General features: G+C 64.3%; 13 protein-coding genes. 9 read left to right on the top strand and 4 right to left on the bottom strand.

From position 1 onward, the window contains the following. Window positions 1–14: 14 nt before the first annotated feature. The gene (locus Q0L48_RS07890) at window positions 15–1,553 is read right to left on the bottom strand and encodes an ABC transporter permease/substrate-binding protein (protein ID WP_296719347.1); all 1,539 of its coding nucleotides are present in this window, start codon (window positions 1,551–1,553) and stop codon (window positions 15–17) included. Further along, window positions 1,553–2,335, bottom strand: a complete 783-nt coding sequence (locus tag Q0L48_RS07885) for an ATP-binding cassette domain-containing protein (protein WP_296719344.1) — start codon at window positions 2,333–2,335, stop codon at window positions 1,553–1,555. The genes Q0L48_RS07890 and Q0L48_RS07885 overlap by 1 nt, the downstream gene beginning before the upstream one ends. A gap of 114 nt (window positions 2,336–2,449) precedes the next feature. Between Q0L48_RS07885 and Q0L48_RS07880 the strand changes: the two genes are divergently transcribed. The 9 genes from Q0L48_RS07880 (at window position 2,450) to Q0L48_RS07840 (ending at window position 9,679) form a co-directional block, all read left to right on the top strand. Then, a complete protein-coding gene (locus Q0L48_RS07880) occupies window positions 2,450–3,616 on the top strand; it encodes an isovaleryl-CoA dehydrogenase (RefSeq protein ID WP_296719341.1) in 1,167 nt (388 codons plus the stop codon). Window positions 3,617–3,660: 44 nt separating this feature from the next. Next, window positions 3,661–4,293, top strand: coding sequence for a hypothetical protein (locus tag Q0L48_RS07875; RefSeq protein ID WP_296719337.1), 633 nt, complete (start codon window positions 3,661–3,663; stop codon window positions 4,291–4,293). A gap of 52 nt (window positions 4,294–4,345) precedes the next feature. Continuing rightward, on the top strand, window positions 4,346–4,651 hold the full coding sequence (locus tag Q0L48_RS07870) for an alkylphosphonate utilization protein (protein WP_296719335.1): 306 nt from the start codon (window positions 4,346–4,348) through the stop codon (window positions 4,649–4,651). Between the two features lie 71 nt (window positions 4,652–4,722). Continuing rightward, window positions 4,723–5,007: a hypothetical protein gene (locus tag Q0L48_RS07865; RefSeq protein ID WP_296719333.1), complete on the top strand. Its 285-nt coding sequence runs from the start codon at window positions 4,723–4,725 to the stop codon at window positions 5,005–5,007. Further along, entirely contained in the window at window positions 5,004–6,611 is a 1,608-nt protein-coding gene (locus tag Q0L48_RS07860) for a carboxyl transferase domain-containing protein (protein ID WP_296719330.1), read from the top strand. Before Q0L48_RS07865 ends, Q0L48_RS07860 begins: the two co-directional genes overlap by 4 nt. 28 nt (window positions 6,612–6,639) lie before the next feature. Next, a complete protein-coding gene (locus Q0L48_RS07855; RefSeq protein ID WP_296719326.1) occupies window positions 6,640–7,362 on the top strand; it encodes a CPBP family intramembrane glutamic endopeptidase in 723 nt (240 codons plus the stop codon). Between the two features lie 115 nt (window positions 7,363–7,477). Then, the gene (locus Q0L48_RS07850) at window positions 7,478–8,122 is read left to right on the top strand and encodes a lysophospholipid acyltransferase family protein (protein WP_296719323.1); all 645 of its coding nucleotides are present in this window, start codon (window positions 7,478–7,480) and stop codon (window positions 8,120–8,122) included. Next, window positions 8,115–8,912 (top strand): DUF1295 domain-containing protein, encoded by a 798-nt coding sequence (locus tag Q0L48_RS07845; protein ID WP_296719321.1) that lies wholly within the window; start codon window positions 8,115–8,117, stop codon window positions 8,910–8,912. The genes Q0L48_RS07850 and Q0L48_RS07845 overlap by 8 nt, the downstream gene beginning before the upstream one ends. A 125-nt stretch (window positions 8,913–9,037) precedes the next feature. Next, entirely contained in the window at window positions 9,038–9,679 is a 642-nt protein-coding gene (locus Q0L48_RS07840; RefSeq protein ID WP_296719318.1) for a hypothetical protein, read from the top strand. A gap of 6 nt (window positions 9,680–9,685) precedes the next feature. On the opposite strand, the gene Q0L48_RS07835 is transcribed toward Q0L48_RS07840, so the two are convergent. Together Q0L48_RS07835 and Q0L48_RS07830 are read right to left on the bottom strand one after the other, a co-directional pair. Continuing rightward, window positions 9,686–10,450, bottom strand: coding sequence for a M50 family metallopeptidase (locus Q0L48_RS07835; RefSeq protein WP_296719316.1), 765 nt, complete (start codon window positions 10,448–10,450; stop codon window positions 9,686–9,688). A 3-nt stretch (window positions 10,451–10,453) separates the two neighbouring features. Beyond that, on the bottom strand, window positions 10,454–11,593 hold the full coding sequence (locus tag Q0L48_RS07830; RefSeq protein WP_296719313.1) for an AI-2E family transporter: 1,140 nt from the start codon (window positions 11,591–11,593) through the stop codon (window positions 10,454–10,456). Between the last annotated feature and the right edge of the window lie 72 nt (window positions 11,594–11,665).

Below are 11,665 nucleotides of genomic sequence, written 5' to 3'. Positions count from 1 at the left end.
TGCGAAAGCGGGAATTACAGCCCCACCTTGTCCGCCAGTTCAGCTGCCGCCGCCCGCGGGGTCAGTTTTGCCTCGTCCTCGCGGTCGACGGCAAGGTTCGCCTCGCGCATCGCCTCGACACTGATCGCGCCGATCAACGGTTCGAGCGCCGCGATCACGCCCGCGTCGTCCGCGATCCGGGGGGAGAGCATCAGCATCGCATCATAGCTCGGCAGCGCGCCCTCGGGGTCTTCGAGCACCACGAGCTTGTCCGCCGCGATCCGCCCGTCGGAGGTATAGGCGCTGATCACGTCCGCCTCGCCCGATTGCAGCGCATTGTACATGAAGGTCGGCGCAAAGTTGCGGTTGCCTGCGAACCGCAGGCCATAGGCATCGCGCACCGCGATCCATTCGGGCCGCTCGAAAAACTCAGGGTCTCCGCCGACCGTCAATTGCGGGGCGACCGCGGCCAGATCGGTGAGCGAGGTAACGCTCAACTCCGCCGCGCGGTCCTGCCGCATGGCGAAGGCATAGGCGTTTTCGAACCCAAGACGGCCCAGCACCTTGACGCCGTTCTCTCGCGCTTCCCACTCGCGGATCGTCTCGTACATCGCCTCGCGTCCGGGATTGTCGTCGCGGTTCAGGTAATTGGTCCAGATCGTACCGGTGTAATCGACCGAGATATCGATGCTGGACGATGCGACCGCGGAATGCACCACCGCGCTGCCCAGCCCGTCGCGATATTCGACTGCATATCCCGCCGCCTCCAGCCGTGATCCGATCAGCTTGGCGAGGATATATTGTTCGGAAAACTGCTTGGAAGCGATGACGATGCGGCGTTCATCGCTACCCGCGCCTTGCGCCCACAGCGCGGCGCCAATGCCCAGCGCCACCACCGCCATGCCGCCAAAAGTCATCCAGCGCGACCGCTTGGCCAACCCGACCTCGATCACCCACAGCAGGTTATCCGCCGCCAGCGCCAGCCCTGCGCTCGCCAGACATCCCGCCAGCACCAGCGCCCAGTTCTGGGTCTGAAGGCCCGCGAAAATCGGATCGCCGAGGCTCGGCTGACCGATGGTGGTGGCCAGCGTTGCCGCACCGATGGTCCACACCGATGCCGTGCGGATGCCCGCCATGATGAAGGGCGCGGCCAGCGGCGCTTCCACAAGCGTGAGCTTCTGCCACTTGGTCATGCCCACGCCGTCGGCGGCTTCGAGCACGCCGGGGTCGAGATTGGCCTGCGCGGTCACCGCGTTGCGCAATATCGGCAGCAGCGCATAGAGCGTCAGCGCCATCAGCGCGGGGAGGAAGCCCAAGGTCGGCAATCCCTCGCCGAACACGCTGCGCAAGCTCAGCAACAGCGGAAAGAACAGCGCCAGCAGCGCGAGCGCGGGGATAGTCTGGACGAGGCTCGCCAGCCCCAGCGCGATGCGCGACACCGTGGGCGAACGGCTCGCCCACACCGCCATCGGCAAGGCGATCAGCATCGCAAGTCCGATCGCGCTGGCCGACAACACGACATGCGCCGCCAGCTTGTCGCCAAGGCCCGGCAGGATTTCCCAGATATCGCCCATCAGCGCGGGGTTTCCCCAAGACTCTCCAACGCCGCCAAACGCTCGGCCTGCTGGCGCGGCACGGCGACGAGGCCTTGCGCGATGTCACCGCCTTCCCCCGCGAGCAATTCGCGCGGCGTCGCGTCAGCGACCAGTTTGCCAGTATCCATCACCAGCACCCGGTCGGCCAGCAGCAGTGCCTCGGCCATGTCATGCGTCACCATCACCGTGGTGAGGCCGAGCCGTTCATGCAACTCGCGCACCTTGGTGCCCAGCGCATCGCGGGTCAGCGGGTCGAGCGCGCCGAAGGGTTCGTCCATCAGCAGCAGTTCCGGCCCTCCCGCCAGCGCGCGCGCCACGCCGACGCGCTGGCGTTGCCCGCCCGAAAGCTCATCAGGCATCCGGCTCGCCATTCCCGCTTCCAGCTCGACCAGTTCGAGCAGTTCGGTGATGCGTTCGCCTCCCAGTTTCTCGCCGGTCAGGCGCGGGCCGATGGCGATGTTCTCGGCCACGCTCATGTGCGGGAACAGGCCGATGCCCTGAAACACGTAGCCGACCCGGCGGCGCAGGCGGGCGGGCGGCAGTGTGGATACGTCCTCGCCGCCGAACAGCACGGCCCCGCCGGTCGGCTCGACCAGCGTGTTGACCATCTTGAGCAGCGTCGACTTGCCCGAGCCCGAGGCCCCCACCAGCGCAACGAAACTGCCCGATTGAATCGCACAGCTCACGCCCGCAACAGCCAGCACTTCGCCGTAAGCGCGGGTCACGGCGTCGAATACGAGCAAGGGGTCGGTGGCCGTCATGCCGCTGTTCCCTAACGGCGAAAGTCGCAGAGGGCCAGCGCAGGCGATTGGCCTTTGCGTGAGCGCTTGCTATGCGCGTCCGCAGAACGATCATTACTCCGGCAGGAACATAAAATGCGCGCTACCCCCGATTTCGACTTCGACCTTGGCGAAGCGGCCACGATGATCCGCGACAGCACCGCACGTTTTGCAGACGAGCAGATCGCGCCCTTGGCCGAACGCACCGACCGCGAAGACCGCTTCCCGCGCGAATTGTGGGAGCCGATGGGCGCGCTGGGCCTGCACGGCATCACGGTTGAGGAAGAATGGGGCGGGCTGGGCCTCGGCTACCTCGAACACGTGATCGCGGTCGAGGAAGTCTCGCGGGCCAGCGCCAGCGTCGGTCTGTCCTACGGCGCGCATTCGAACCTGTGCCTCAACCAGATCCGCCGTTGGGGGAATGACGAGCAGAAGGCGAAATACCTCCCCAAGCTGATCTCCGGCGAGCATGTCGGGTCGCTGGCCATGTCCGAAGCGGGCGCGGGGTCGGACGTGGTCTCGATGAAGCTCAAGGCCGAGGCTGTTCAGGGCGGCTACGTCCTCAACGGCACCAAGTTCTGGATTACCAACGCGCCGGAAGCCGACACACTGGTGGTCTATGCCAAGACCGATGGGCACGCCGGATCGCGCGGCATCACCGCCTTCCTGATCGAGAAGGGCGACGAGGGTTTTGCCATCGGCCAGAAAATCTCGAAGGTCGGCATGAAGGGCTCGCCCACCGCCGAGCTGGTGTTCACCGACTGCTTCATCCCCGAAGACCGCATCATGGGGCCGCTGAACGGCGGTGTCGGCGTGCTGATGAGCGGGCTCGATTATGAGCGCGTGGTGCTGGCCGGATTGCAGCTCGGCATCATGCAGGCGTGCCTCGACACGGTGATCCCCTACCTGCGCGAGCGCAAGCAGTTCGGAAAGCCGATCGGGAGCTTCCAGCTGATGCAGGCCAAGGTCGCCGACATGTATGTCGCCCTGCAATCGGCCCGCGCCTATACCTACGCGGTGGCCAAGGCGTGTGACGCCGGGCAGACGACGCGGTTCGATGCGGCAGGGGTGATCCTGCTGGCGTCGGAGAACGCCTTCAAGGTCGCGGCGGAAAGCGTGCAGGCGCTGGGCGGCGCGGGCTACACGCTCGATTGGCCGGTGGAGCGGTATATGCGCGACGCCAAGCTGCTCGATATCGGCGCGGGCACGAACGAGATCCGCCGGATGCTGATCGGGCGCGAATTGATCGGGGCGGCGGGGTGAGGTTCATAAGTCTAAGGCGCGGTCTTCGGACATCCGTGCTTTGCTTGACCTTACTTGCCTGCACTGGAGAGCAGCCTGCCGAAGATGAGCCGAAAGTGAGGCAAGCGTTGACCTGCAAAGACGCAGAGAAGCATTTGGTCACGGATGCTCGAGGCGTGGTCCACGATGTTCGCATCGCACGGTTCCGTGAGACACGCCTGTTCGTGCCTACCGATTGGATACCCACTGCTTTGTCCGAGAGCCCAGACGAAGAGAAGGCTCACTTACGAGGCGATTATGAACCGGTAATCTTGAAAAATGAATGCCCCGGCACTGTCCACGTGGCGAGATCCGCTGAGGCAATAGGCTTCAATGATCTTCCGCATCTGGCGATCAGACTGGATGGGCGTCTCCCGCCAAAGGGGCTGAAGTCCGAGACCATTCAGGCCATCATTGTTGCTGAGAATGCCAGCATGGATAACCCTCGCATGCGTTTCATGCGAGGCAGCGGCATCTACAACACGTTCTTCGTGTCCTCACCCGACATTTTCCTGTTCATATCTGATACCGAGAAATACCCCTCCGGAGGCATACAAAGCGAAAGTCTTCGTGAACTTGTAGCATGGCTGAGTACGCCGCCTGCCGAACGGGAAAACGACAAAGTCTTTGAACTTCGTATTGATACTGCACCACGGTAGGCCGACCGCCATCACCGCCCCCATCGCTACTTCGCAACGCAGGAGCCCCCAAATGAGCACCGACGAAGACTACGTCTATGACGAGGCGAGCGGCGAGTGGATGGCTGCGTCCGAGCTTGCGGCCAAGCAGGCGGCGGAGGATGCGGTCGAGGTGCGCGACGCGGTCGGCAACATCCTCGCCGATGGCGATGCGGTGACGCTCATCAAGGATCTCGAAGTCAAGGGCGCAGGGCAAACGCTGAAGCAGGGCACGCTGATCAAATCGATTCGCCTGACCGGCGATGCGCAGGAAATCGACTGCAAATATCCCGGCATCAAGGGGCTGGTGCTGCGGGCCGAGTTCGTGCGCAAGCGGTGATCCTCACATGGTTGGTGGGCGCAGGCGCATCCGACCCTCTACCGGAGCAGCTTCACAGCCAAGGACCGGACATGAACGAAAACCTCCTGAACGCCCTCCAGTATTACGGCGCGGGCGCTGGCCTCGTCGCGGCGCTGATCGTGTCGCTCAATCTCGGGCCACGCCCAACCGGCTGGGGTTTCGTGATCTTCGTCACTTCCTCGATCGCGCTGATCGCCTGGGGGTTCATGAACGACGAGGGGGAAGGAATCGGCTGGCAGAACATCGGGCTCTTGGCGATCAACCTCGTCGGGGTCTATCGCTACCTCCTGTCGGGGCATGACCCCGAGACGAAAGGCAAAGCAAAGGCAACATGACCGCACCTGTCCTGACATCGAAGCTCGACCGCGAAAGCCCCGAGGCCAAGGCGCGGTTTGCGCATAACCACGCGCTGGCACAGGAACTGCGCGCTGCCGTGGCGCAGGCCGCTCTCGGCGGATCGGAGCGCAGCCGCGAACGGCACGTGTCGCGCGGCAAGCTGCTGCCGCGTGAGCGGGTCGAGCGGTTGCTCGACCCGGGTTCGCCCTTCCTCGAAATCGGGCAACTGGCCGCGAACGGGATGTACGAAGGTGACGTCAACGCGGCCTCGCTGATCTGCGGCGTGGGGCGCGTGTCCGGTCGCCAATGCATGATCGTGTGCAATGATGCGACCGTGAAGGGCGGCACCTATTACCCGATGACGGTCAAGAAGCACCTGCGCGCGCAGGAGATCGCGCAGGAGAACCGCCTGCCGTGCATCTACCTCGTCGATTCCGGCGGCGCGAACCTGCCGCATCAGGCCGAGGTCTTCCCCGACCGCGACCACTTCGGGCGGATCTTCTTCAATCAGGCCAACATGAGCGCGCTGGGCATCCCGCAGATCGCGTGCGTGATGGGCTCCTGCACCGCGGGCGGCGCTTATGTCCCCGCGATGTCGGACGAGAGCGTGATCGTGCGCAATCAGGGCACGATCTTTCTGGCGGGGCCCCCGTTAGTGAAGGCAGCCACCGGCGAGGAAATCACCGCGGAGGACTTGGGCGGCGGGGACCTGCACGCGAAGAAATCGGGCGTGGTCGATCACCTGGCCGAGAATGACGAACACGCGCTCACCATCGTGCGCGATATCGTCAGCCACTTGGGTGCGAATACTGGCGCGGCGGCGGACGTGGCGCTCAAAGACCCGCGCCCGCCCAAGTTCGACGCGGACGATCTCTACGCCATCATCCCCGATGACGTGCGCGCGCCCTATGACGTGAAGGAAGTGATCGCGCGGCTGGTCGACGGCAGCGAATTCCACGAATTCAAGGCGCATTACGGCAGCACGCTGGTCTGCGGCTTTGCCCATATCTGGGGGATGCCAGTGGCTATTCTTGCCAACAACGGCGTGCTGTTCAGCGAAAGCGCGCAGAAAGGCGCGCATTTCATCGAACTCGCCTGCCAGCGCCGCATCCCGCTGCTGTTCCTCCAGAATATCAGCGGCTTCATGGTCGGCGGGAAATACGAGGCGGAAGGGATCGCCAAACACGGCGCGAAGCTGGTCACCGCCGTCGCCACCGCGACCGTGCCGAAGGTGACTGTCGTCATCGGCGGCAGCTTCGGCGCAGGCAATTACGGGATGTGCGGGCGGGCCTATTCGCCCCGCTTCATGTTCACCTGGCCCAACGCGCGCATTTCGGTGATGGGCGGAGAGCAGGCCGCGAGCGTGCTCGCCACCGTCCACCGCGACGCCGACAAGTGGGACGAGCGCGAGGCCGAGGCGTTCAAGGCGCCGATCCGCCAGAAATACGAGGACGAGGGCAACCCCTACTACGCCACCGCCCGCCTCTGGGACGACGGGGTGGTCGACCCGGTGCAGACCCGCGATGTGCTGGGGTTGGCGCTGGCGGCGTGTCTGGAAGCGCCGATTGCGGAAGCGCCGCGCTTTGGCGTGTTCAGGATGTAGCGCAAGGCACAGGCAGGGGAGCGCGAGAATGAGCGATCAGATCACGGCGATTGTCTCCATCTGCGGGATACTCATCCTTGTCGGAACCGGGCTGGGGTTGGCAGACCGCAAGAACTTCTCCCCCGGCTGGCTCGTAGTGGCAACCGCGCTGGTATTCGCCAATGATGCGATGCTCACCCGCGTTTACGGCTTGATCCCCGATCTCCTGCCGGACAGCGACTGGAACTGGCAGGGCAAGCTGATGGCACTGGTCCTGTCGCTTGGCGTCGCGGCGCTGGGATTGTTCGGATGGCGCCGCTCCGGGCTGACCTTGCGGCAACATCCCGGCTCGCTTCGCTCGGCAGCTTTCGTGTTCGCGGCATATATCCTGTTCTTCCTCGTCATCGCGCTGGCTTTCGATGCCGGCGATGCAACCGCTGAAACCGTGGCGTTCCAGCTGACGATGCCCGGCCTTGAGGAGGAGATATTCTACCGCGGCATCCTTTTGCTGGCCCTGAACGAGGCGTTCCGCGGACGGATCAGATTGCTGGGCATCAACTGGGGATGGGGGGCGCTATTGTCGTCGCTGGTGTTCGGGCTCGCCCACGCGTTCTCCTATTCGGCGGGCGAAGGCTTCGCGATCGATCCGGTTTACCTCGCCCTCACCGCGATCCCATCGTTGCTGGCGGTGTGGCTGCGCGAGCGCACCGGTAGCTTGCTGCTGCCAATCGCGGCGCACAATTTTGGCAATGCACTGCCGCTGATGCTGTGAATATGGATCAGTACCGCACCATCCGCGGGGTGAAATCTGAAACCCCCACGCCCCCACTTGCGTAAATAACCCAAGATAGGCCACAAGGTCATGGCCTTTGGGAGGGGCGCGCCTTTTGCTTCAGGAAAAATTCGTCGCCGCGCCGCCGCGCACGCCCACGCTGCTTTCGCGCATCGTGCGGCGGATCATCCTCGCCATCTGGTATGCGAGGGGCTGGAAGATCGACTCTCCGCTGCCCCGGCATCTCAAAAAATACGTGCTGGCAGGCGCGCCGCATACCTCGAACTGGGATTTCGTGTTCTTCACCGGCGCGACGCATGAAGAGGGCGTGAAACCCAACTTCATGGGCAAGCACACGCTGTTCAAGGGCGTGATGAAGAACTTCATGCTCGACATGGGCGGCATCCCGATCGACCGCACGGCCAAGGCCAACGCCACCGAGCAGGTCGCCGCCGAATTCGCCGCACGCGATGAACTGGCGCTGGTGATCGCCTGCGAAGGCACGCGCAAGTCCGACGGCAAGTGGCGCTCGGGCTTCTACCACATCGCCCGCGCGGCGAACGTGCCGATCGTCCCCGCCTTTGCCGACAATGCGCGGCGGATCGTCAGTTTCGGTCCGCCGATGATCCCGACCGGCAATTACGGCGAGGACCTGCTGAAAATCGCCGAATGGTTCCGCTCGAAACTGCCCGATTACGAACGCTTCAAGGTGCTGGAACAACAGGCGCGCGACATCATCGCCGGAAAGAACGATGTTTGAACTGCTCGCGCTGAACGCTGCGATCCTGCTGGCGCTGGTGCTGATCCTTTGGGCGATCAGCGTGAAAATCGGCGACGTCAGCTTCATCGATGCGTTCTGGGGCGCAGGGATGGGCATCCTCGCGGTGGCGAGCTGGCTCCACGTCTATGGCGGGCCGGGCGATCTGGCGACGCTGATCATGGTCATGACCACCGCCTGGGGCTTCCGGCTGGGCATCCACCTTTTCCGCCGCTGGCGGCGCGAAGGGGAAGACAAGCGGTATATCCTGATCATGAAAAAGGCCCGCGCCGAGGGTCGCTTCGCCAGCGCCGCGCTGACCAAGGTGTGGCTGCTGCAGGCGGTGTTGCTGTTCATAGTCAGCAGCCCTGCGCAGGTCGGCATTCTGGCGAGCGGCCACCCTGCCCCAATTCTGCCGCTGGCATGGGCAGGTTTCGGCCTGTGGTGCATCGGCGTGTTCTTCGAATGGGTGGGTGATTGGCAATTGGCGCGGTTCAAGGCCGATCCCGCGAACGAAGGCAAGGTACTGGACACAGGATTGTGGCGCTACACCCGCCACCCCAATTATTTCGGCGATTTCGCCGCATGGTGGGGTATCTGGCTGGCTTGCGCGGCGACAGGGTGGGAATATGCCGCGGCGACCGTGATCGGCCCGCTGTTCCTCAGCTTCACGCTCACCAAATGGTCGGGCGCGGCGCTGCTGGAGAAGGGGTTGGACAAGTCCAAGGGCGACAAATACGCCGACTACAAACGGCGGACATCGGCCTTTTTCCCGAGGCCGCCGCGCAGCTGATCCGGCCCGAGGCACTGCAAATCATGCCTTTCCCCTTGCTGCGTCGCACAAAAATCGACGAGCTGCACTTTAAGCCTGCGCCCGCTTGGCCTATGTTGCCTCGCAAGCGAGGAGGCGCGCACGCTATGCCAATGACCGAAACGGCGCGGGAGGCCGAGCGTGGACGCATCGCGCGCCATGTGCTCGACCTCGTCAAGGATCGCGGCTCGGAAATCCCATGGACTGTCGCAATGGCCGAAAGCGGGCTGACCCGCGCGCGGTTCGAGGCGCTGTTCGCCGATTACGACGACCTGTTCGATGCCGTCGCGCAGACGTGGCTCGCCCCGCACATGGCGGTGATGGAGGAGGTGCTGGCGACAGGCCTGCCTCCGCAGCGCAAGATGTACGAATTCTTTCGCCGCCGCTTCGTCATCTCGCAGGAACGGTTTCGCGCCGATCCCGAATATTTCACCATCCTGTGCGAAATGGGTGCCGCCAATTTCGAACGGGTGCGCAGCTATGTCGATCTGGCCGACCACTACCTGTGTGAATTGATTGCGGAGGCGCAGGCCGAGGGGTTCTTCGCCGGGCTGGAGATCGACGAGGCGCTGTCGCTGATCAACCAGATGATCTCCAACTACACGCTGCCCGATGCGCTGATCTATCTCGGTGACAAGCTGAGCGAGCAGAAGCTGGCGCGGATTGTCGACACGATGTTCATAGGCCTGTCGGGCGAGGCCGGGGCGGATGCCTCGGGGGTGAACAAGCTCAAGATCGCGTCGTCCTGAGGGGCGTCAGTCGCGCCGGAATTGCAACACATTGCGCGGCGGTGGGCGCAGGCGATGTTCCGCCAGCGCGTATTTGAGCGCAGCCCCCACCATCACCGCCGAAACCAGCAGGATAACGCCCGCCCAGAACCAGTGCGGCATACCAAGCACCGCGGCGATCTGGCCGGTGTCGGACAGGACGAACTGCCCCTCGATCACGGCCTGTTCGGTGAACAGATAGCGGAAATCTCGCAGCATGCTCATCGCCGCCAGCACGCCGAGAAACTGGAGCGTGAAGCGCGCCAGCCCCGGCGACGCGCGCCATGCCGCCAGCCCCAGCAGCGCGGCAACCAGCGGCAACATCGTATAGCCGACCGGCGATCGCACCCAGATGACGGTGCTGAGCACGATCGCGCCCGCCACCAGCCACAGCACCGGCCGCCACAGCCGTGGATGCGCGCTGGCGAGGATCAGCAGCGCGCCCGCCATGCACGGCGCCAGCGGCCCCCCGGCGGCAATCGCGGCGAAGGTGAAGACCGAAGCATCAGCGGCGAGGCGGCTTTCGGCGACACCCGACCCGCTGGCGAAGATCATCAGCTGCCGGAATTCCTGCCCCATCAGCAGCGCGGTGAGGCCGTGGCCCATCTCGTGGAACCAGGTGGTCAGGATCATGAACGGATAGATCAGATAATTGCCGAAAGGCAGCGCGGGCAGCATCACCACCACCAGCCCGGCCAGCACCAGCCGGCCGGCCTGTTCGGCCTGACTGCCGGGCCGGGTCAGTGAACGCATGGTCTAAGCCGCACCTTCCGCTTCGGGCGTCCGGCCAGAGGCATCGACCCGGATCTCATCGTGTTCGCCCGCGCGTTCGTCCTCCTCGCGGTATTCCTGCAGGATCGACCAGCTGGCAAGGAACAGACCGGCCACCAGCGGCCCGAGCACGATGCCCGAAAAGCCGAGGAAACTGATCCCGCCCAAGGTCGTGACCAGAATGATCCAGTCCGGGATCCCGGTGTCGCGCCCGACCAGAATCGGGCGCAGCACATTGTCCGCCGATGAAACGACGACAATGCCGAATGCCAGCACGAATACGCCTTGCCAGACTGCGCCGGTCAGCAGCAGCCATAGGCCGATCGGCGCATAAACCGCGCCCGCACCGATCACCGGCACCAGCGCGAAGATCGTGGTGATGACGCCGAACAGCAGCGCGGATTCCAGCCCGACAATGACAAAGCTGATCCCCGCCAGCACGCCCTGGACCAGCCCGACCACGCCCGAACCCTTGATCGTGGCGCGCACGATGCCGAGGAAGCGTTCGGCCAGCCGTTCGGAAATCGAACGTTCCACCGGGACGGTCCGCAGCAGCGTGCGACCGATGCGCTCGCCATCGCGCAGCAGGAAGAACATCACATACAGCCCGACGCCGAGCGACAGGAGAAAGCCGAGCGCGCCGCTGCCGATCGACACGGCCTGACTGGCGATCATCCCGGCGCTTTCGGCCAGCACTTCCTGAAGCCGCGCCTGCGCCGATGAGACATCGGCCCACCCTGCGCGGTCGATCGATTCCTGCGCAATTCTGGGGAGAGCGTCATAGACACTGTCGAAGGTTGCCGCGAGATCGATCGGCTGGGCCTGCAGCGCCGCAACCAGTTCCAGCGCTTCCTGCACCACCATCGCCGCCAGCCATCCGGCGGGCACCAGCACCGCAAAGAAGATCACCAGCAGCGTTGCGATAGCCGCCTGATTGCGCCGTCCGCGCGTGCCTTTCAGCATCCAGCGGTACAGCGGCTGGAACATGATTGCCGCCAGCGCCGCCCACAACAGCGCCGACGAGAAAGGCCACACGATCACCGCCATCATCAGCGTGACGACGGCAAGGATGATCAGAAAGCTGGCGTGCTGCAATTCATCGGTGCGGTGCGGCTGCTGTGACATGCTGGAAGGTCTCGCCTGTGGTCGCCTAGACGCGGGGATCGGCCGCACCGTGCGTCCCCGGTGGCTGTTCAT

This window comes from Erythrobacter sp. (assembly GCF_024305245.1).
Classification (GTDB): domain Bacteria; phylum Pseudomonadota; class Alphaproteobacteria; order Sphingomonadales; family Sphingomonadaceae; genus Erythrobacter.
This window is presented reverse-complemented; position numbering and strand designations above follow the sequence as displayed.